This is a genomic window from Pseudomonas sp. OTU5201 (assembly GCF_038440135.1).
GTDB classification, from domain to species: domain Bacteria; phylum Pseudomonadota; class Gammaproteobacteria; order Pseudomonadales; family Pseudomonadaceae; genus Metapseudomonas; species Metapseudomonas resinovorans.
In genome coordinates this window covers 46,244-65,976 of sequence record NZ_JASATC010000030.1, presented here as the reverse complement: position 1 = coordinate 65,976, position 19,733 = coordinate 46,244, and the positions used below count along the sequence as shown (strand labels likewise).

The window sequence follows — 19,733 nt, the reverse complement described above, 5'->3', positions numbered from 1 at the left end:
GGGGTATAAAGTTAGCGCAACGGCTCGGCATGTGCACCGCTCTCCTTCAGGCCAGCGCCTCGGCCCCGACCATGAATTGATCCGCAGGAACGGGCTTGCCAAACAGGAAACCCTGCAACGAATCGCAACCAAGACCGGTGAGGAACGCCTGCTGGGACTCGGTCTCCACCCCTTCGGCAACGATGCGAAGGTCCAGCGCCTGGCCGAGGGCGACGATGGCGGAAATGATCGCCGCGTCATCGCTGTCGCGCTCCAGGTCGCGGACGAAGCCCCGGTCAATCTTCAGCTCGTTGGCCGGCAACCGCTTGAGGTAAAGCAGGCTGGAGTAGCCGGTGCCGAAGTCGTCTATGGACAGGTCCACGCCCATTTCCGCCAGTCGACCGAGGATGTCCAGGCTGGTGTCGGCGTCCTGCATGGCGGTGGTTTCGGTGATCTCCAGGGTCAGGCAATTGGCCGGCAGCGCATAGCGTTGCAAGGCCGCCTGCACACTGCCGATCAGCCCGGCGTGGCAGAACTGCAGGGCCGACAGGTTGACCGCCACCCGCCAGTCGCGTCGACCTTCGGCGTACCACTGGCTCATCTGCCGGCAGGCTTCATCCAGCACCCAGTTACCAATGGGAATGATCAGACCGGTTTTCTCCGCCAGTCCGATGAACTGGTCCGGCATCAGCAGACCCCGGCGTGGGTGCTGCCAGCGCAGCAGCGCCTCGGCGCCGATCACCCGGCGACCTCCACCGGCCGCGAACTTGGGCTGGTAGTGCAGCACCAGCTCACCGGCATCCAGCGCCTGGCGCAGGTCGTGGAGCAGCTGCAGGTGGTTGCGGGCGTTGGTGTTCATCGACTGTTCAAAGAAGCTGTAGCCGTTCTTGCCCGCGCCCTTGGCGTGGTACATGGCCGCGTCAGCATTCATCAGTAGCTCTTCGCGGGTGGCACCGTCGCCGGGATAGAGGGCAATGCCGACGCTGGTGGACACCCGAAGCTCCTGGCCACCCACCTCGAAGGCACTGCCCACAAGGGCGACGAGCTGGCTGGCTAGGGTCACTGCGTCATTCGGCTCGCCGAGGCTGGCCAGCAGCACGAATTCGTCACCGCCGATGCGCGCCAGGGTGTCCTCGGCGCGCAGGTGTTCGCGCAGACGCTGGGCCACGTCCCGCAGCAACAGGTCGCCCACATGGTGGCCGAAGGCGTCGTTGACCGGCTTGAAGCCATCCAGGTCCATGAACAGCAGGCCGAAGCATCCGCCATTGCAATTGACCTTGTGGATCGCCTGGTCGATGCGGTCCTCCAGCAACGTGCGATTGGGCAGCTTGGTGAGGTTGTCGTGCAGGGCCAGGTGGGTCAGCTCCTGGTTGGCACGCTCCAGGGAGCTGGCGAGCTGGGCGGTGCGCGCCTCCAGGCGGGCATCCAGCACCGAGGTCAGCAGGGCGATGGCCAGGATCGCCAGGGTGATCGCTATCACCAGGCTGGCCAGCCAGCGGCTGTCGAGGCCGGCAACGGCTGCGCCGCAGATGCTGCCCAGGGGGAAGTTCGCCGCCGCCATACCGGTGTAGTGCATGCCGACAATGGCCACGCCCATCACCAGGGCCGCCCCCGCCCGCGCCAGGCGCACATAGGGGGTGTCGTGGCGCAGGTGGAAGGCGATCCACAGCGCCGCACCAGAGGCGGCAACGGCGATGGCCAGGGAGAGGTAGAACAGGCCGGGGTCGTAGTCGATACCCGGCACCATGCGCATGGCGTGCATGCCCAGGTAGTGCATGGAGCTGATTCCAGCGCCCATGGTCACGGCGCCACAGAGCAACTGCCAGAGGGGCTGCTCGGGTTGGCTCACCAGCCACAGGGCGAAACCGGATACCAGCACGGCAATCAGCAGGGACAGCAGGGTCAACGGCAGGTCGTAGCCCAGCGCAATGGGCAGTCTGAAGGCGAGCATGCCGATGAAGTGCATGGACCAGATGCCAATGCCCATGGCCACGGCACCGCCTGCGATCCACAGCACCGCACCACGTCCCTGGCTATGGGCTACCCGCCCGGCCAGGTCCAGCGCCGTATAGGACGCCAGGATGGCTACCAGCAGGGAAATGAGAACAAGGGAATAGTCATAGCTGCCGGTGAGCATGAAGAACCTTTCATTCGAAAGAGCCGCCCCAGAACGGACGGCAAAACGGGACGCATTCTAAACAAACTCGGAATGGGCAGTGAGACCGTATGGCAGATTGCCGCCATTCGAGCCAAGAAGATGGATTACTCCATCTGTGGGGGCGATTTCATTCGCCAACCGCGCCGCAGGTCCGGGCTTCATGACCGGGGGGCAGCTTCGCCGCCCTTGGCGATTGAAATGGCTATGTCTGCATGGCGTGTTGCAGGCAGCTCCTACAAGGCTATTGGCCGAATGGGAAATTTCTCGCAACAGCTAACGCAGACATAGCGATTGAAATCGCCCCTACAAGGTTTTGTCACCCATCCGGCGCTTCTATACCTGGGTTCAGTCGCGCGGCGGTTCTACTCCGCGCAGGGGAATGGGGGCCGACATCACGATGGAGGTACGGGTCTCGCCGAAGTGGTTGATGCTGCCGACGAACCGTTCCAGGTGGCGGATATCGCGGGTCACCACGCGCAGGATGAAGGAGTCCTGCCCGGTGACGTGCAGGCACTCCAGTACCTCCGGCATCTGCTGCAACTGGGCGATCAGCCGCGCCTTTTCCGGCTGGGGGGTGGTCATGCCGATCAGCGCCATCACCTGGTAGCCGGCCTCCTCTGGCGAAACCGTGGCACGGTAAGCCTCGATCACTCCGGCCTCCTCCAGGCGCTTGAGGCGCTCGGAAGTCGCCGGCAGGGACAGCGATACCCGCGAGGCCAGGTCGGTCAGGGAAATACGTCCTTCGCGCTGCACGACTTGCAGGATTTTCCAGGACTTTGCATCAAGCTCCATATTAATAAGGCCTCTCCGCCGTATCTCGTTAAATATTCAGGTAATCAGTCAAAACTACCGCAATCCCTGTATTCAGACCCAATGCAGTGCAGCGCAGAATATTCGCCATGTCCACTGCCTCCGGAGCCTGCGCATGGAAGCCCTGCTGTTTCTCAAATCCACCCTCATCGGCCTGTCTATCGCCGCCCCGGTCGGCCCCATCGGCCTCTTGTGCATCCAGCGCACCCTGGGCCACGGCGCGCGCATTGGCTTCATCAGCGGCCTGGGCGCGGCAGCGGCGGATGCCTGCTACGGCGCCCTGGGCGCCTTCGGCATTGGCGCCATTACTCGCGCCTTTGTTGCGCTGGCCACCCCGCTCGCCCTGGCCGGCGCCCTGTTCCTGGCCTGGATGGGCGTGAAGATGCTGCGCGCCGTACCATCCGAGCGCGCCGCCAGCACAGGCGACCCCGTCCGCGCACTGCCGGCCTTCGCTTCGGTGTTCGTGCTGACACTCAGCAACCCGCTGACCATCCTTTCCTTCGTCGCCATCTTCGCCACCTTGTCTGGCGGCGAGGCCCTCTCCGGCGCGGACGGCCTGGTGATGGTCCTCGGCGTGTTCTGCGGCTCGGCGCTCTGGTGGCTGGCCCTGAGCCTTGGCGTATCCACAATCCGCCATCGACTGGGCGTGGGCGCCATGCAATGGATCGACCGCACGGCCGGGGTTTTCCTGCTGGGCTTCGCCGCCTGGCAGCTGGTGCGGGTAGTCGCCGGGTGAATCCGCCCCTGCAGCGACGCAGGATGGGTGGAGCTTGCGATACCCATGCAGACCAGCCTGATGGGTAACGCAAGCTCACGGGACGCCGCACGACCCATGCCACGAACTTCGTCCTGCCAGCCGGATATCTCGCTTGTCACAGGCACAGCCAAGGCAGCGCAGCTGTCCCCAGATCCGATTTCCAGCAGCAAAGCTGCCCTCCCTCAGCTCGTCCCCCTCCGGGTCTATGCTTTCTGACGCGTTCTCCAAAGCATTGGCAGCCTGCCAAAAGAAATGGCACAGGCACACAAGGGGTTGGCACGGACAACAAGCTCCCCGCCGGCAGCCAGAGGCAGACTAGGACTGCAGATTTCTGCCCTGCACCCGCGATAAAGACCAATAATTCAGGGAGCCGCCCCTATGCGAATAACCAGGATCCTCGCCCAATCAACGCTGGCCCTGGGCGTCTCGCTCATCGGCCTCAGCAACGCAAGTGCCGAGTTGCCGGCTGATCCAGGCATCGGCCAGACCACCTTGCCCTTCCCACCGGAACCGCACCGCGCCTATATCGTCGACGTGGAGTTCGAGAGCTTCGTCGCCGGCCGCGTGACCGTAGTCGACCCGGAGAAGAAGAAAATGCTCGGCATGGTGAGCACCGGCTTTGCCGCGCCCTCTACCCTGAGCCGCGACGGCAAGCTGCTGTACACCGCCGACCTGTTCTACTCCCGTGGTACCCGCGGCACCCGCACCGACGTGCTGACCGCCTGGGACACCAGCAACCTGTCGCCGTCCTGGGAAGTGCTGATCCCCACCAAGCGCGCGGAAACCCTGACCCAGCGCTATGCCCTGGGCACCAGCGCGGATGACCGCTTCGTCTACGTCTACAACTTCACCCCGTCCACCTCGGTGACCGTGGTCGACGTCAAGGCGAAAGCCGTCACCACCGAAATCGCCATCCCCGGCTGCGTACTCAACTACCCGGTGGGCAAGCGTTCCTTCGCCTCCTTGTGTGGCGACGGCAACCTGCAGCTGGTGACGCTGAACGACGAAGGCAAGGAAATCGCCCGCACCCACACCGCCTTCTTCGACCCCAACGCCGAGAAACTGGTGGAGCGCGCCTACGCCGTGGGTGACACCTACTACTTCGTCACCACCACCGGCACCGTGCGTGGCGTGGACTTCTCCGGCAAGTCGCCGAAAATCCTCGAGGCCTGGGACCTGGTCAGCGACGCCGCCGAGAAGAAGGCCGGCTGGGCACCGGGCGGCTGGCAGCTGATCACCGTCGCGCCCAAGCTGAACCGCCTCTATGTGCTGATGCATGACGCCCATGAGCCGATGAAGTGGGAAGACCCGAGCCCCTTCGTCTGGGTCTATGACCTCAAGACCCACAAGCGCATCGGCACCCTGGAAGCGCCTAACCCGATCTGGAGCCTGCACGCCACCAGCGACGAGAACCCCCTGCTGCTGGGCACCAACATCGCGGGAGGCCTGGAAGTCTTCGACCTCAAGAGCGGCAAGCACACCGGCACCATGGAACGCATCCACAAGACCGCGACCCAGGTTCTCAGCCACTGACGAGGTGCAGCCATGCAACCTGATCCTATCTTCGTCATCGCCGCCGCCCTCGCGGTCGCGGTGATCCTCGCCAGCGCAGCGACCCACAAACTGCGTGCGCCGGCGCGCTTCGCCAACCAGGTGGAGGATTACCAGTTGCTGCCGCGCGGCCTGGTTCGCCCGGTGGCACGGGTACTGCCCTTCATCGAAGTGGCCGTGGCCTTCGCCCTGCTGGTACCTGCCAGCCGCCCGGTTGCCGCACTGGTCGCCGCCGCCTTACTGGCCGGCTACGCCGGGGCCATCGCGATCAACCTGTGGCGCGGCCGCCGCGACATCGACTGCGGTTGCGCCGGCCCCGAACAGGCCCAGCCGATCCGTCCGGTGCTGCTTGCGCGCAACGCCGTACTGGTGGGCCTGGCGCTGATCGCCAGCCTCGCCCCCCTCAGCCGCGAGCTGGGCCTTTTCGACAGCTTCGTCGTGATCGCCTCCAGCGCCGTTGCCCTGCTCATCTATGCCGCTGCCGATGGCCTGATGGCCAACGCTCCCCGTCTGCTCAAACTTATTGGAAGGTGAATTATGGAAGCCCTGATCGTTTCCAACGTCCTGCTCTGGTGCCTCTTGATTGCCCTGGCCTTCGCCGTGATGGGCCTGGTTCGCCAGATTGGCGTACTCCACGGCCGCCTGGCGCCGGCCGGCGCGCTGATGGTCGACAAAGGCGTGGCCGTCAACGAACCCGCACCCAAAGTCACCGCCGCCGACCGTAATGGCCGCCCGGTCAACTTCGGCTACGCCGGCGAGAAAGCCCAACTGCTGTTCTTCCTCTCGCCCACCTGCCCGATCTGCAAATCCCTGCTGCCGGCCATCAAGTCCATCGCCAAGGACCAGGCCGACCGCCTCGACGTGATCTACGTCAGCGACGGCGACATGGATGCCCAGAAGGCGCTGATCGCCGAGCACAAGCTGGAAGACGCCACCTACGTGGTCGGCCCGGAAGTCGGCATGACCTACCAGATCGGCAAGCTCCCCTACGCCGCGCTGATCGACAACGCAGGCATCCTGCGCTCCAAGGGCCTGGTGAATTCCCGCGAGCACCTGGACAGCCTGTTCGAAGCCGAACACCTGGGCAGCGCCACCCTGCAGCAGTACCTGCACAACCACTCGCACGCCCACGGCGCACACAACCACTGAGGAAGGGAGCTCTCCATGAAACTGCTAGACCGCCTGTTCGAGCGCTCCACGCGCCACGTCGCTGACACCACCTCGCGCCGCAAACTCCTCGCCCGCCTGGGCTCGCTGATGGTCGCCGGTGCCGCCCTGCCGGTGCTGCTGCCCATCGACCGCACCAGCAAGGCCCTGGCCGCCGACGACCCGAAGGCCGGCGATCCGGGTGACCCCAACAGTTGCGACTACTGGCGCTACTGCTCCGTCGATGGCTTCCTCTGCGCGTGCTGCGGCGGCTCGGTGACCTCCTGCCCGCCGGGCACCGAAGCCTCCCAGGTGACCTGGATCGGCACCTGCCGCAACCCGGCCGACGGCAAGGACTACATCATTTCCTACAACGACTGCTGCGGTAAGCACAGCTGCGCCCAGTGCGCCTGCACCCGCAACGACAGCGAAGAGCCGATGTACCGACCGTTCAACAACAACGACGTGAACTGGTGCCTGGCCGCCAAGTCGCACATCTACCACTGCACCGTGTCCGTGATTCGCGGCGTCGCGATCTGACGGCGGAGGGCTGCCATGCGTTTGCTATTGATCGCCGGACTGGTATGCGCCATGGCAGCCCCCCACGCCATGGCCCGCGCCATCCCCAACCCCAACCAGAAGCACGCCCCGGGCAACGAAGCGCCGCAGACGCCCATCGCCCAGGCCGGTTACAGCACCCCGACCAACTACCAGCTGCAATGCGCTGGCTGCCACCTGGGTGACGGCACCGGCTCGAAGGCCAACGACACGCCGAAGATGAAAGACTTCGTCGGCAACTTCCTCAAAGTGGAAGGCGGCCGCGAATTCCTCGTGCGCGTGCCGGGCATGTCCCAGTCGGCGCTGAACAACGCCCAACTGGCCGACCTGCTCAACTGGCTGATGCGCAAGGACGGCATGGCCGGCAAGAGCGTGCCCGACAACTACCAGCCCTACACCGAGGCCGAAGTGGCCGCAGTCCGCAAAGTCGCCCTGCTCAACCTGCCCGACACCCGCGCAGGCCTGATCAAACAAATGCGCGAACAAGGCATCGCCATCGACGACGGCATGGACGACGCCTACTGAGTTTTATGCTGGACGGCTTGCGCCCGCCTTCATGGCGGGCTTTTTTTGTGCGCGAGAAAAAGCTACGTAGGTTGGCGTAGAGCGAAGCGAAACCCAACGGACGGGCCTGCAAGCGGTGTCGGCTTGGACGGCCAAAGCACATCGTTGTCGGTTTCCCGGCTTTGAAGTGCGTAGGTGGGGGCATGTAGTACTGCTATCGGCCGGTTTTTGCCGGTCACGATCTAGAATCATCATCTCTTCGGTGATGGATTGGACATGCTCGCCTCAAAGCTATTGATCTACAGGGTTTGTAAAACCGCCCACTCTTTTCTGTACCATTTTTATACCGCCCATAGTCGCCAAGCTTCTGGTAGTTGCCGCAATCGCCATCAAAAGGCGCTCGGTCTTTGTTCACAAACCGGCCATCGGATCGTATGAGGCACGCCGCAATCTGTGTCAGTAGCGAGTTGAGCACCAACCGTTTTCGGGAATTGATCTCTTAAACCAAGCACTCTGCCATCACTCGACTAGACTTCGAAATGTGCTTCTAGCGTGGAGTTCGTGGCCGGCGTGCCACTGCTGTATCTGGGAATGGAGCAGTAGGGGCGGATGCGAACAACGCAGCTTGTGGAGCGCAGACTATGTTTTGGAATCACTCCCTGCAAACATGGCATCCATGTTGTTCGCCAACCGACTCCGGGCTGGCCGCGATTGCGATTGCGGCCCTCACGATCGCGCTGTTTGTCGGCCCAGTCCATGCTGCGGCCGACGCAAAACCCTCCCCCCAGGCGCCATCACAGCGCGAGGAACTCACGATCTCGCCCCAAGAGGTGATGAACCCGTGGAAAGGCGATCTCGATGGGATGATCCAGCGCGGGACCATTCGAGTCCTGACCGTCTATAGCAAGACATTCTATTTTGTTGACAAGGGTGTTCAGCGCGGCGCGGCCTATGAGATTTTTCGTCTGTTCGAGGAGGATCTCAATAAGAAACTAGCTAAGGAAAACAAGCTCAAGCATAAACATCTCAAGGTCCGGATAGTCTTTGTTCCGGTCGCGCGGGGCGACCTGCTGGAGGCGCTGGTTGCCGGTAAAGGCGACATTGCGGCGTCCAACATCACCGTGACTGAAGATCGCCAGAAACAAGTTGACTTTTCCGTGCCACTGTATCGAAACGCCAGCGAAGTGGTGCTGACCGGTCCAGCCTCTCCCCCAGTGTCCAGCGTGGATGAGCTAGCGGGAAAGGTAGTCTTCGTTCGCCAATCCTCCAGCTATTACCAAAGCCTGATGGCCCTCAACCGGCGCTTCGCCACCGAGAAGAAGGCTGCCGTGATTCTCAAATTGGCGCCGGAGAACCTGGAGGACGAGGATCTGATTGAGATGCTCAACGCCGGATTGATTCCGATCATCATCGTGGACAAGCACAAGGCGGACTTCTGGAAGCAGGTCTTCACCAAGATCACGGTGCATGAAAATGTCGCCGTGCGCACCGGCGGTGATGTTGCTTGGGCGATCCGCAAAGACAGTCCGCAACTTCTGGCTGCCACCAACGATTTCGTGGCTCGCCATAACCAGGGGACTACAGTGGGGAACATTATCCTGGCGCGTTATTTGAAGAACGCAAAGTATGTGAAGGATGCGGCTTCAGAGTCCGAACGCCAGAAATTCTTCACCCTGATTCAGTTCTTTCAAAAATACGGCGACCAGTATGATGTGGACTGGTTGCTGATGGCAGCCCAGGGGTACCAGGAGTCTCAGCTCAATCAGGCCGTCAAGAGCAAGGTCGGCGCGATTGGTGTGATGCAGGTCATGCCCGCTACCGGAAAGGAACTCTCTGTAGGCGACATTTCGAAAGTGGAGCCGAACATCCATGCTGGCATCAAGTACATGCGCTGGATGATCGATCAGTACTACGGCAAGGAACCCATGACCAAGCTGGACAAGGCGCTGTTCGCCTTCGCTTCCTATAACGCTGGCGCGGGCCGGATTTCGAAGCTTCGCAAGGAAGCGGCCAATCGTGGCCTGGACCCAAATGTCTGGTTTCACAACGTGGAGTATGTTGCCGCCGAGAAAATCGGCGCGGAGACAGTGACCTACGTGAGTAACATCTACAAGTACTACATTGCCTACAAATTGCTCATCGAAGCCAGGACGGCGAAGGAGGAAGCCGCCAAACAGCTGAAGGGTGAGATCGAGGAGGCGCGCTAAGTCCGCAAGGAATGGAAGAAAAATCGCTCGATTCGGGTATGACAACGCACGTCGGATGGCTCAAATGCTGAACTTCTGCTCATTGATGCAAGTTCTTCCGCTTTGGGTCACTTCGGCCTGTCACGACCGGCAACAACCGGCCAATAGCGGACGGTCGAATGCTCACTTGCTCGATGGCTATTGCAAAGACTGGATTGCCGCGCTCCGCGTACCAGCGAACGCACTCGTACCAAGCCAGCGCCACAAGCTTTCCGCATCCTGCATAGCGCCGTCTATACGCAACTCTCGCGACTGAAGAACCTCCCTTGGTGTGCGGTCGCCAGTCCACACCTCGGTCAACGCGCGCACGCTAGAGTCCACGACGAGCGTGAGCTCGCGTCCGGGGTCGTCGCGGCACAGATCTGCCACACCATGTTCGACCACAAGCCACCACTCTTGCTCACCGGAGCGCGCGTCGCGGAACCTGAAGTGAATGACCACTGACCGGGACGGGAACATCTCGATGCGCACGAACCGACGCACATCCCACATGAGCAGGCCCGCGTCGAGTTCGTTATCGCGAAGCCGACTCCCTATCCAGCGCGCGCCCCAATCGCCTAGCGCCATTATGATGGGACGCAAATCCTCGCCTGCCTCAGTCAGGCTGTACTCCCAGACTTTGCCTGCGGCTGTGCGATGTACCACACCGATATCTTCCAAGTGGCGAAGCCGCTGTGCCAGCAAGCTGGTGGACATCCGTGGTACGCCACGATGCAGTTCATTAAAGCGTTTGCTGCCGCATAGCAGCTCGCGCACCACCAAAGGCGTCCAGCGTTCGCACAGTGCTTCAGCACCGCGCGCGACCGTGCAGAACTGACCATAGCTTTCATCCATCGCCTGTACTCCGCAACTGCAACACTTCAGATTCTGAACTAGGCCAGCGACTTCGCCAGGTGCACGCTGAAACCTGCGAAAGCCACCGCCTCAGGAGAACGCCATGACCAAGATAGCCATCATTCAGCGGCCGCCAGTGCTGCTCGATCGTAGCGCGACTATCGCCGTAGCCGTGCAATCGGTCGCTGAGGCGGCGGCAGCGGGAGCCACGTTGGTAGTTTTGCCCGAATCGTTTATTCCAGGCTATCCGTCGTGGATCTGGCGGCTGGCGGCGGGAAAAGACGGGGCCGTAATGGGTCAGTTGCACACAGGTCTGTTGGCCAACGCCGTTGATATCGCAAACGGTGACCTGAACGAGTTGTGCGAGGCCGCCCGCGCTCACACCGTGACAATTGTATGTGGCATCAATGAATGCGAGCGGAGTAATGGAGGTGGCACGCTCTATAACAGCGTAGTCGTCATCGGTGCGAACGGCGACGTGCTCAACCGACATCGCAAGCTAATGCCAACGAACCCCGAGCGTATGGTCCATGGGTTCGGTGATGCGTCAGGGTTGCGTACGGTCAATACACCCGTCGGGCGCATTGGTACGCTCATTTGCTGGGAAAATTACATGCCCTTGGCGCGCTATTCGTTGTACGCCCAGGGAGTGGAAATCTACGTCGCCCCCACGTACGACAGCGGCGAGGGCTGGATCAGCACGATGCGTCACATTGCACTCGAAGGCCGATGCTGGGTGCTCGGCAGTGGCACCGCGCTGCGCGGTAGCGACATTCCCGATGACTTTCCGGCTCGCGTGCAACTGTTTCCCGATCTGCAAGAGTGGATCAACGACGGCGACTCGGTGGTGGTCAACCCTCAAGGCCGGATCATAGCCGGTCCATTACACCGAGAGGCAGGCATTCTGTATGCGGACATCGACGTCTCACTCGTGGCGCCAGCACGGCGGGCGATCGACGTCACTGGGCACTATGCGCGCCCTGACATTTTCGAACTGCAGGTGCGACGCACGCCGGCGACGGCGGTGCGCTATATCGACAGGTGAAATTGACCATTGCTCAGGCGATCCATCTCAACTTCGGCGGTATACGTAATGAAGGAGTTACTCCATGAGCATTCAAAGGTCTTATAAAGGCAGTTGTTTTTGCGGTGCGGTCGAGTTCATCGTCAGCGGTGAGCCGACTGCAATGGGTTATTGCCATTGCGAGTCCTGTCGACATTGGTCAGCAGCGCCGGTCAATGCCTTCACGCTTTGGAAGCCCGAGGCGGTGCAGATAACTCGGGGCGCTGAAAACATTGGCACCTACAACAAGACACCGCAGAGTTATCGCAAATGGTGCAAGAATTGCGGCGGGCACCTCTTCACCGAACACCCTGGAATGGAGCTCATCGACGTGTATGCCGCTGTCATTCCGGATCTCGCGTATTCGCCAGGCGTTCATGTCCACTATCAGGAGACCAGGCTGCGTATCAAAGATGGGTTGCCCAAGCTGAAGGATGTCCCCAATGAATTAGGGGGATCGGGTGTCAGCGTGGACGAATAGCGCTAGCACTGTAGCGTAAGGCGATCCGACCTGGCTTGATTACGCCAATTGCCACTTGTTCGGCAATGTCATACAGCTAGGCTTTGAACAAATGAAGCTGCAACGCAAGCCTCCCAGCGACCTCGATATCTGGACCAGGTTGTGCAATGGAATCAGCCAAAGAACCGTCACAGGCTTCAGGAAACACTCAGTGAGTCACACCCGGTTTTCTAGACGCTGCGACGGGTCGCTTTGGGTTGAAAGCATCCTGACGTGAATGGCTGCAATTGGCCGAGAGTGGTCGTCCCGCCCAAGGCTGCAACCTTCCGTTTTTAGCCAAGAGAGCCCAACAACGGCCCGATTCGCTCAACCAGGAAGTCGATAAAGACCCTTACTCGCTGAGGCATGTAGCGCTGATTGTTGAAGATTGCGTGGATCTCCTCAACGTCGCCAGCATTGAAATCAGCGAGCAGTTCGACAAGCCGGCCCGCCTTAAGATCCTCTGCGATATGAAACATTCCTAGCCGACTAATCCCCAATCCATTGATTGTCAACTGACGCATGGTTTCGCCATTGTTGGTCAAGATATCGCCGCGAACCGCCAGGTACTGGGTTTGCTGGTTCAGCTTGAACGGCCACTCATCACGGGATCGGCGGAAGTTGAAATTGAAACAGCGGTGATGCTCCAGCTCGCCCGGTGTTCTCGGTACACCATGGCGAGCCAGATACGCCGGTGAGGCCACGACTGCACGGCGGCTGCTCCCCAATATGCGTGCCCGGAAGCTGGCGTCGTCCAGCGGCCCCATGCGTATCGCTACATCGATGCGCTCACGCTTAAGATCTACCAGGGCGTCTGTCAGCGACAGATCGAGCGTGATGTCGGGATACAAAAGGTTGAAGGCACTGATAATAGGTAGGAGCTGGTGCGTGCCGAAAGGCACTGAGGTATTGATTCGCAAGAGGCCACTGGGAGCCACAGATGAGCCGATAGCGTCATGCTCTGCCTCTTCGATGTCGTTGAGTATGCGGACGCAACTATCGTAGAAACGGGCGCCCTCACCACTGATTACCAGCTGTCGTGTGGAACGCTCGAATAGGCGCACACCTAAACGCTCTTCGAGCCGGGTGATGAGCTTGCTTATCGCAGAAGGCGTTAGATTCAGAAGCTTCCCTGCCGCTGAGAAACTGCCGGTTTCGACGACCTTGCTGAATACCAGCATCTCACCGCTGCGACTGTCCATGATCGGCCTATATATGAATTTAATTCCCTAATGATATTCCATTGCATGCGCTAATCAATGCATTCAAAGCTCCTCATACTTCTTCGCAGCGGATTGATCCGCCCCTCAATCTACTCGCTGGAGAATGTTATGAACCTTGATCTAGCAGGCAAAATTGCACTGGTAAGCGCCTCCACCGCAGGCATCGGCTCGGCGATTGCAATGCAACTGTTGGAGGACGGGGCTCGCGTAATCATTAACGGACGAAGCGAGGCCGGTGTGGCGCAGCGCGTCAGTGAGTTGAACAAGCGCTTTGGCGAAGGGCGCGCCCTCCCCCTGGTGGCAGATGTCAGTCAGGCCGGTGGTGAGGCGATTGCTGCGGCTGCTTATCCGCATATTGATATCCTAATCAACAACTTGGGCACCTACGAGCTGAGCGACTTTTTCAGCACAAGTGATGAAGACTGGCAGCGCATGTTTGAGACCAACGTCTGGAGTGGGGTGCGGTTGGCCCGCACCTACCTGAAGGGCATGCTGGAGCGCGGCCATGGTCGGGTGATCTTCATCTCCAGCGAAGTAGCGCTGACTCCTATGGCTGCGATGGCCCACTACAGCGCGAGCAAGGCTACTCAGTTGTCAATCTCCCGTAGCCTGGCGGAGTTAACCAAGGGCACCTCGGTAACCGTCAACGCTGTGCTGCCAGGGCCTACCGAGACAGAAAGCCTCAAGGGCTTTATCGAGTCTGTGAATCCGGGGCTGCCTTATGCTGAGGCAGAGAAGAAGTTCATGGCCGAGAATCGTCCATCCTCGCTGCTCTACCGCCTGGCCAAACCTGCCGAAGTCGCAAACGTTGTGGCATTCCTCTCAAGTGAACGTGCTGCTGTGATTAATGGTGCGGCGATTCGTGCAGAAGGTGGAACGGTGCAAACCATGGTTTGATCCGTTGCGGTAAGCGTCTGCTTGCTGACTGAATCGCCCCCAAGTTTCGTAGATGCTGCCAATTGGTGGAGATGGTGAAGGTGCCGATTGGGCGGCGTGTGCTGTGACTTGAGGGCTCGGTGTTATGGGGTTGTTTCTTCGCGACAGAAGTCGCCCCCACAGGACCGGGCCCTGGCATTCGGGCCAGGATCGATTTCCCTTACCCCTGCCCTCTCCCAGTGGGAGAGGGGGTTGGCCGTGCGCTTCCGATGATTGGGTACGGAGCCCGGGGCAACCGAAGGCGCCCCCACAAGAAAGTTGGGCGGTTTAGCCGCGCTGGTGCAGCTATTCCATATCGTTATGGCCAGCATCGTACTGTTGTATTAGTTGCCACCAAGTTCACTTGACTAGCATCGGCGCAGTTGTCCTGCCGATGAGAACAATAAATGAACTTAGGAAAGATCATCAGTCGGAGTGCGCTGTACTGGCCCGACCACGAAGCGGTTGTCGATAGCCGGCAACGGATCACGTTCGCGCAGCTGGAAGCCCGCACCAATCGACTGGCCTCCGGACTCCAGACCCTGGGGCTGACCCAGAGCGACCATGTGGCGATTCTGGCGCTGAACCGGGTGGAGTTGGTGGAAGCGGAAGTCGCCTTCTACAAATGCGGCATGGTCAAGGTGCCGATCAACGCTCGCCTCTCCCTGGACGAAATCCTCCAGGTCCTCGACGACTCGCACAGCCAGGCGGTACTGGCCGACGGCCGCTTCGCCGCCGCCCTCCAAGCCCGCCGCAGCGAGGTGCCACGCCTGCGCTGGATCATCTCCCTCGACGACGAAGCTGGCGACACCTGCTACCCGGACGTGCTGGAGCGTGGCCGCGAGGCCCCGGTGCACTGTGAGCCGGACGACGATGACCTGGCGGTGCTGCACTACACCTCCGGAAGCTCCGGCGTACTCAAGGCCGCCATGCTCAGCTTCGGCAACCGCAAGGCACTGATCCGCAAGAGCATCGCCAGCCCCACCCGCCGTGCGACCCCGGGCGATGTGATGGCCCATGTGGGCCCGATCACGCACGCCAGCGGCATGCAGATCATGCCGCTGCTGGCAGTGGGCGCCTGCAACCTGCTCCTGGAGCGCTACGACGACCATTTGCTGCTGGAGACCATCCAGCGCGAGCGGGTCACCCGCCTGTTCCTGGTCCCGGCCATGATCAACCGTCTGGTGAATGTTCCGGACGTTGAGCGTTTCGACCTCTCCAGCCTGCGCCTGGTGATGTATGGCGCCGCGCCCATGGCGCCTGCCCTGGTGAAGCGCGCCATCGACGTATTCGGACCGATCCTGGCCCAGGGCTACGGTGCCGGCGAAACGTGCTCCCTGGTGACGGTGCTGACCGAACAGGACCACCTGATCGAGGGCGACGACCAACGCCGCCTGGCCTCCTGCGGCCGCTGCTACTTCGAGACCGATCTGCGGGTGGTGAACGATGCCTTCGAGGACGTGGGTCCCGGCGAGATTGGCGAAATCGTGGTCAAGGGTCCGGACATCATGAAGGGCTACTGGCAAGCGCCGGAGCTGACGGCCGAGGTCATGCGCAACGGCTATTACCTCACCGGCGACCTGGCCACCGTGGACGAGCGAGGCTACGTGTTCATCGTTGACCGCAAGAAGGAAATGATCATTTCCGGCGGTTTCAACATTTACCCCACCGAAGTTGAGCAAGTGCTCTACAGCCTGCCCGAGGTGTTCGAGGCGGCGGTGGTGGGCGTACCCGACGAGCAGTGGGGCGAGGCAGTCCGCGCGGTGGTGGTACTGAAACCGGGCGAGAGCCTGAGCGCCGACGCCATCATCGAGCATTGCGGGCGTTCCCTGGCGGGTTTCAAGAAGCCTCGCGCGGTGGACTTCGTCAAGGAGCTGCCGAAAAACCCCAACGGTAAGGTCGTGCGCCGCCTGATCCGCGAAGCGTACTGGCTGAACAGCGAACGACGGATCTAAGGGAGACAGGCAGATGCTCAAACCAAGCGAAAAGGCCAGCCGCGTCATCGACGGCATCAACACATTCGTCCGCGACGAGCTCGACCCGCTGGTGCAGCGGGAAGGTATCACCTGGGGCCAACCGGTGGCCCGGCCCCTGCTGCGGGATATCTGGACGCGCTCCTGCGAGCTGGGCTTCTACAACGCCCTGCTACCGGAAAACCTGGGCGGTGCCGGACTCAGTATTGCCGAGCTCTGTGCAGTGAAGGAGGCAGCCGTGCTGACCGGCTCGCCCCTCGCCCCGCACGTGCTGGGCGAACTCTCCGGGCCACCCCGCATCGGTCACCTGTTCCGGGTCGCCAGCGACTTCCAGGTGGACGCCTTCCTGAAGCCGGTGTGCCGGGCGGAAAAGGCCGTGTGCTTCGCGCTGACCGAGGCGGAAGCCGGTTCCGACGCCACCGCCCTGCGCACCGAGGCCCGCCGCGAAGGTGACCATTACGTCCTCAACGGCGCCAAGCGTTACATCTCCGGCGCCTCCTACGCCGACATCGCCGTGCTGCTGGCGGTAACCGAGCCAGGGCGCGGCCCCCAGGGCATTTCGGCATTCTTCGTCGACCTCACTGCCGAGGGGGTTCGGGTGGACAGCGACTACTCGGTGATGTCCGGCGGCGGCGCCCACGGCAACATCCACCTTGAAAACGTCCGCGTCCCCGTGGAGAACCGCCTCGGTGACGAAGGCGCCGGCTTCAAGCTGGCCATGGGGCGCATCACGTTGAACCGTCTGCTGCACTGCCCCACCATGCTCGGCATGGCCGGCCTGGCCCTGAACCTGTCCATGGACCACGCCCGCGCCCGCAAGCAGTTCGGCCAGCCCATCGCGCTGTTCCAGTCCATCAGCCATATGCTCGCCGACATGGCCACCGAGCTCCACGCGGCACGCAGCATGATGTTCGCCACCGCCCTCAGCAACGATGCCGGCGGCGATATCAAGGTCGAGGCGTCCATGTGCAAGCTATACGCCTCGGAAACCGCCTTCCGCATCGCCGACCGTGCGGTGCAGATCCACGGCGGCTCGGGGCTTGTTGCGGGCCATCCCGTCGAGTGGCTGTTCCGCGCGACCCGCATGATGCGCATCCTTACCGGCACCAGTGAAATCCAGCGCAACACCATCGCCAAGGGCATCCTGATGCCCGGTTGACGCGCCCTGCAGTGCCCGTTCGGCCGGGGAAGCCGGACGGGTCTTCCATAACGACAACAAGAGCATTCCCATGAACCGAGACAACACTGCCTTCCGCCCGGCCAGTGCCTGGACCATCGCGGTCCTGCTGGCCTTCATGATGCTGGTCAACTTCCTCGACAAGGTGGTGATCGGCCTGGTTGCCGTTCCCATGACTCAGGAACTGGACCTGACCCCCACTGAATTCGGCCTGATCGGCGGCGCCCTGCATTGGCTCTTCGCCGTGTCTGCCGTGGTCGGCGGCTTTCTCGCCAACCGCCGACCTACCCGAACCCTGTTGCTGGGCATGGGGCTTTTCTGGGCGCTGATCCAACTGCCCATGCTGTTCGCCAGTTCCCTCTGGATGATCGTCGCCTGCCGGGTGCTGCTGGGCATGGGCGAAGGCCCGGCTTCTCCGGTGGCGACTCATGCCCTGTACAAGTGGTTTCCCGATGACCGCCGCAGCCTGCCAGTAGCGCTGTTGCACTCCGGTAGCGCCATGGGCCTGCTGGTGGCCGGCGCCATGATCCCCTGGATCAGCCTGCACTACGGCTGGCGCACCAACTTCGCCGTGCTGGCAGCCATCGGCCTGGTCTGGTGCGCCCTCTGGTTGCTGCTGGGCCGGGAAGGCACCCTCGACAACCTGCGTGCCGGCCAGGTGACCCCGGATACCCACCGCATGCCCTACCGCCGCCTGCTGACCGATAGCAGTGTGCTGGGCAACTACGCCTGCCATTTCGCCGCCAACTGGTCGCTGGCGCTGACCCTGACCTGGGTGCCCAGCTACCTGGAAGTGGGCCTGGGCATCGACCCGCTGAACACCGGCCGCATGTTCGTCCTCTTCGTGGTGGTGACCACGCCGCTCAGCCTGTTCATGGCCTGGCTGTCCCAGCGCCTGCTGCATCGCGGCGTGCCGTCACGCCTGGCCCGTGGCGCCTTCGTTTCGGGCTGCCTGATCGTTGCCGGGCTGTTCTCCGCGTCCCTGATCCTTCAGGAGCTCTCGGTCACCACGCGCATCATCACCCTGACCCTGAGCGGCGGCCTGGCACTGGTGATGTACTCGGTGGGGCCGGCGATGCTGGCGGAGTTCACGCCCAGCAGCCAGCGCGGCGGCATCCTCGCCATTGGCAACGCCGTGGCCTCGCTAGCCGGGCTCTCGGCCCCGGTGGTCACCGGTCTGCTGGTGCATGGCGCCGGTGCCGGGCATCCGCAGGGCTACGCCCAGGGCTTCCTGGTTTGCGGCGGCGTGCTGATCGTGGCGGGCCTGATCGGCCTGGTGACCATGAACCCGCAGCGCTCCCGCGAGCGCTTGGCTCAGGACGACTCGCCCGCGCTCTGCTCCAAGGCCTGAGTCTCCTCCCCGTCGACGCGCTCGATCAGGCTGCCGCGCCAGCGGCCTTCCTGCACCGCATCGAGCAGGATCGTGCGCACCAGGTCCCGCATGCAGGACGCGGCAAAGGACAGCGGCTTGTGGATCGAGTGGGCGATGGACACGGTGCGGGTGATGCGCGGTTCCACCACCATCCGCGCGCCCGTCGGTTCGAACAGCTCCACCAGCGGCGGCCAGTTGCAGATGGTCGCCGCCAGCCCACTGCGGACCAGGCTGGCAATCCCCGGCGCCGACTGCTGTTCGTAGGCCACGTTGAGCACCACCCCCGCCTCCATCGCCGCCTGCTCGATGCGTCGCCGCAGGTGCAAGACCCGCGGCGCCACCACCAGCCGCGTGGCGGCCGCCTCAGCCAGGGTGATGGGGGTGTTCTTCTCGGCCTCGCTGGCCGGCCCCACCCAGTACAGGTCTTCGCTGAAGATGGGCTCGGCGGCTACGTGCTCCAGCTCCTCGGCATTGGGCACCACGCCAAAGTCCACCTTGCCCAGCTCGATGGCCTGGCCGCCCTCGCGGGTGAGGCCGTCGCACACCGTGAGGGTGATGCTCGGGAACTTCTCCGACGCCCGCGAGATGATTTCCGGCAGAAGCAACGCAGAAGCCGTGGCGGGAATGGATATGGACACATGGCCCCTTGGGTCGCCCCGGGTCGAGGTCAGCTCGTCCTTCACCGAGTCCAGCTTCTGCACCACCGAACGGGCCACCTCGTAGAGGCGCCGGCCCGCATCGGTCAGGGCTACGCCGTCGTGCTGGCGCTCCAGCAGCTGCATTTCCAACTCGCTCTCCAGCAAGCCGATTTGCCGGCTCAGGGCCGGCTGCGCGATGAAGGAGCGGCGCGCGGCGGCGGAGAAGCTTCCTGCCTCGGCGATGGCGATCAGGTAGCGGAGCTGCTTGAGGGTCATAGGGGTCTCGCTGGCTATGCCGAAGTGATATGGCAACTATCGGAAGACACTATT

18 protein-coding genes are annotated in these 19,733 nt (G+C 62.2%); 13 read left to right on the top strand and 5 right to left on the bottom strand.

The genetic code is table 11. The annotated features are described in order from the left end of the window. Positions 1-46 precede the first annotated feature (46 nt). Together AAHM40_RS18620 and AAHM40_RS18615 are read right to left on the bottom strand one after the other, a co-directional pair. On the bottom strand, positions 47-2,116 hold the full coding sequence (locus AAHM40_RS18620; RefSeq protein ID WP_342245959.1) for a putative bifunctional diguanylate cyclase/phosphodiesterase: 2,070 nt from the start codon (positions 2,114-2,116) through the stop codon (positions 47-49). Positions 2,117-2,482: 366 nt separating this feature from the next. Then, complete coding sequence (locus tag AAHM40_RS18615; RefSeq protein WP_342245958.1) at positions 2,483-2,929, bottom strand: Lrp/AsnC family transcriptional regulator; 447 nt, start codon at positions 2,927-2,929, stop codon at positions 2,483-2,485. Positions 2,930-3,062: 133 nt separating this feature from the next. Between AAHM40_RS18615 and AAHM40_RS18610 the strand changes: the two genes are divergently transcribed. The 7 genes from AAHM40_RS18610 (at position 3,063) to AAHM40_RS18580 (ending at position 9,670) form a co-directional block, all read left to right on the top strand. Next, positions 3,063-3,683 (top strand): LysE family translocator, encoded by a 621-nt coding sequence (locus AAHM40_RS18610; protein ID WP_342245957.1) that lies wholly within the window; start codon positions 3,063-3,065, stop codon positions 3,681-3,683. A 399-nt stretch (positions 3,684-4,082) separates the two neighbouring features. Further along, positions 4,083-5,237 carry an amine dehydrogenase large subunit gene (locus tag AAHM40_RS18605; protein WP_342245956.1) on the top strand — a complete coding sequence of 385 codons (1,155 nt, stop codon included), beginning with the start codon at positions 4,083-4,085 and terminating at the stop codon, positions 5,235-5,237. A gap of 12 nt (positions 5,238-5,249) precedes the next feature. Further along, positions 5,250-5,789: a MauE/DoxX family redox-associated membrane protein gene (locus AAHM40_RS18600; RefSeq protein WP_342245955.1), complete on the top strand. Its 540-nt coding sequence runs from the start codon at positions 5,250-5,252 to the stop codon at positions 5,787-5,789. Positions 5,790-5,792: 3 nt separating this feature from the next. After that, a complete protein-coding gene (gene mauD / locus AAHM40_RS18595; RefSeq protein WP_342245954.1) occupies positions 5,793-6,404 on the top strand; it encodes a methylamine dehydrogenase accessory protein MauD in 612 nt (203 codons plus the stop codon). 15 nt (positions 6,405-6,419) lie between these two features. Further along, the gene (locus AAHM40_RS18590) at positions 6,420-6,941 is read left to right on the top strand and encodes a methylamine dehydrogenase light chain (RefSeq protein ID WP_342245953.1); all 522 of its coding nucleotides are present in this window, start codon (positions 6,420-6,422) and stop codon (positions 6,939-6,941) included. Positions 6,942-6,956: 15 nt separating this feature from the next. Beyond that, a complete protein-coding gene (locus tag AAHM40_RS18585; RefSeq protein ID WP_342245952.1) occupies positions 6,957-7,484 on the top strand; it encodes a cytochrome C in 528 nt (175 codons plus the stop codon). Positions 7,485-8,104: 620 nt separating this feature from the next. After that, positions 8,105-9,670, top strand: a complete 1,566-nt coding sequence (locus tag AAHM40_RS18580) for a transglycosylase SLT domain-containing protein (RefSeq protein ID WP_342245951.1) — start codon at positions 8,105-8,107, stop codon at positions 9,668-9,670. 177 nt (positions 9,671-9,847) lie between these two features. Here AAHM40_RS18580 and AAHM40_RS18575 read toward each other — a convergent pair whose 3' ends face one another. Further along, the gene (locus AAHM40_RS18575; protein WP_342245950.1) at positions 9,848-10,543 is read right to left on the bottom strand and encodes a winged helix-turn-helix transcriptional regulator; all 696 of its coding nucleotides are present in this window, start codon (positions 10,541-10,543) and stop codon (positions 9,848-9,850) included. A 103-nt stretch (positions 10,544-10,646) separates the two neighbouring features. Between AAHM40_RS18575 and AAHM40_RS18570 the strand changes: the two genes are divergently transcribed. Then, positions 10,647-11,588 carry a carbon-nitrogen hydrolase family protein gene (locus AAHM40_RS18570; RefSeq protein ID WP_342245949.1) on the top strand — a complete coding sequence of 314 codons (942 nt, stop codon included), beginning with the start codon at positions 10,647-10,649 and terminating at the stop codon, positions 11,586-11,588. 64 nt (positions 11,589-11,652) lie between these two features. Then, the gene (locus tag AAHM40_RS18565) at positions 11,653-12,087 is read left to right on the top strand and encodes a GFA family protein (protein ID WP_342245948.1); all 435 of its coding nucleotides are present in this window, start codon (positions 11,653-11,655) and stop codon (positions 12,085-12,087) included. Between the two features lie 311 nt (positions 12,088-12,398). On the opposite strand, the gene AAHM40_RS18560 is transcribed toward AAHM40_RS18565, so the two are convergent. After that, positions 12,399-13,286, bottom strand: a complete 888-nt coding sequence (locus AAHM40_RS18560) for a LysR family transcriptional regulator (protein ID WP_342245947.1) — start codon at positions 13,284-13,286, stop codon at positions 12,399-12,401. Positions 13,287-13,436: 150 nt separating this feature from the next. Between AAHM40_RS18560 and AAHM40_RS18555 the strand changes: the two genes are divergently transcribed. From AAHM40_RS18555 to AAHM40_RS18540, 4 genes are all read left to right on the top strand, one after another. Further along, positions 13,437-14,225 carry an SDR family NAD(P)-dependent oxidoreductase gene (locus tag AAHM40_RS18555; RefSeq protein ID WP_342245946.1) on the top strand — a complete coding sequence of 263 codons (789 nt, stop codon included), beginning with the start codon at positions 13,437-13,439 and terminating at the stop codon, positions 14,223-14,225. A gap of 425 nt (positions 14,226-14,650) precedes the next feature. Continuing rightward, positions 14,651-16,198: an AMP-binding protein gene (locus tag AAHM40_RS18550; protein ID WP_342245945.1), complete on the top strand. Its 1,548-nt coding sequence runs from the start codon at positions 14,651-14,653 to the stop codon at positions 16,196-16,198. Positions 16,199-16,211: 13 nt separating this feature from the next. After that, complete coding sequence (locus AAHM40_RS18545) at positions 16,212-17,375, top strand: acyl-CoA dehydrogenase family protein (RefSeq protein WP_342245944.1); 1,164 nt, start codon at positions 16,212-16,214, stop codon at positions 17,373-17,375. A gap of 70 nt (positions 17,376-17,445) precedes the next feature. Then, entirely contained in the window at positions 17,446-18,744 is a 1,299-nt protein-coding gene (locus AAHM40_RS18540; RefSeq protein WP_342245943.1) for an MFS transporter, read from the top strand. Here AAHM40_RS18540 and AAHM40_RS18535 read toward each other — a convergent pair. Then, positions 18,708-19,679, bottom strand: a complete 972-nt coding sequence (locus AAHM40_RS18535; protein ID WP_342245942.1) for a LysR family transcriptional regulator — start codon at positions 19,677-19,679, stop codon at positions 18,708-18,710. The genes AAHM40_RS18540 and AAHM40_RS18535 overlap by 37 nt on opposite strands. Positions 19,680-19,733: the final 54 nt, after the last annotated feature.

Bases quoted from the DNA above. Each gene is read 5' to 3' on its own strand.
- AAHM40_RS18540 (WP_342245943.1), top strand. From the start codon at position 17,446: ATGAACCGAGACAACACTGCCTTCCGCCCGGCCAGTGCCTGGACCATC.
- AAHM40_RS18615 (WP_342245958.1), bottom strand. From the start codon at position 2,929: ATGGAGCTTGATGCAAAGTCCTGGAAAATCCTGCAAGTCGTGCAGCGC.
- AAHM40_RS18535 (WP_342245942.1), bottom strand. From the start codon at position 19,679: ATGACCCTCAAGCAGCTCCGCTACCTGATCGCCATCGCCGAGGCAGGA.
- AAHM40_RS18620 (WP_342245959.1), bottom strand. From the start codon at position 2,116: ATGCTCACCGGCAGCTATGACTATTCCCTTGTTCTCATTTCCCTGCTG.
- AAHM40_RS18560 (WP_342245947.1), bottom strand. From the start codon at position 13,286: ATGCTGGTATTCAGCAAGGTCGTCGAAACCGGCAGTTTCTCAGCGGCA.
- AAHM40_RS18580 (WP_342245951.1), top strand. From the start codon at position 8,105: ATGTTTTGGAATCACTCCCTGCAAACATGGCATCCATGTTGTTCGCCA.
- AAHM40_RS18550 (WP_342245945.1), top strand. From the start codon at position 14,651: ATGAACTTAGGAAAGATCATCAGTCGGAGTGCGCTGTACTGGCCCGAC.
- AAHM40_RS18600 (WP_342245955.1), top strand. From the start codon at position 5,250: ATGCAACCTGATCCTATCTTCGTCATCGCCGCCGCCCTCGCGGTCGCG.
- AAHM40_RS18545 (WP_342245944.1), top strand. From the start codon at position 16,212: ATGCTCAAACCAAGCGAAAAGGCCAGCCGCGTCATCGACGGCATCAAC.
- AAHM40_RS18590 (WP_342245953.1), top strand. From the start codon at position 6,420: ATGAAACTGCTAGACCGCCTGTTCGAGCGCTCCACGCGCCACGTCGCT.
- mauD (WP_342245954.1), top strand. From the start codon at position 5,793: ATGGAAGCCCTGATCGTTTCCAACGTCCTGCTCTGGTGCCTCTTGATT.
- AAHM40_RS18565 (WP_342245948.1), top strand. From the start codon at position 11,653: ATGAGCATTCAAAGGTCTTATAAAGGCAGTTGTTTTTGCGGTGCGGTC.
- AAHM40_RS18575 (WP_342245950.1), bottom strand. From the start codon at position 10,543: ATGGATGAAAGCTATGGTCAGTTCTGCACGGTCGCGCGCGGTGCTGAA.
- AAHM40_RS18585 (WP_342245952.1), top strand. From the start codon at position 6,957: ATGCGTTTGCTATTGATCGCCGGACTGGTATGCGCCATGGCAGCCCCC.
- AAHM40_RS18610 (WP_342245957.1), top strand. From the start codon at position 3,063: ATGGAAGCCCTGCTGTTTCTCAAATCCACCCTCATCGGCCTGTCTATC.
- AAHM40_RS18605 (WP_342245956.1), top strand. From the start codon at position 4,083: ATGCGAATAACCAGGATCCTCGCCCAATCAACGCTGGCCCTGGGCGTC.
- AAHM40_RS18555 (WP_342245946.1), top strand. From the start codon at position 13,437: ATGAACCTTGATCTAGCAGGCAAAATTGCACTGGTAAGCGCCTCCACC.
- AAHM40_RS18570 (WP_342245949.1), top strand. From the start codon at position 10,647: ATGACCAAGATAGCCATCATTCAGCGGCCGCCAGTGCTGCTCGATCGT.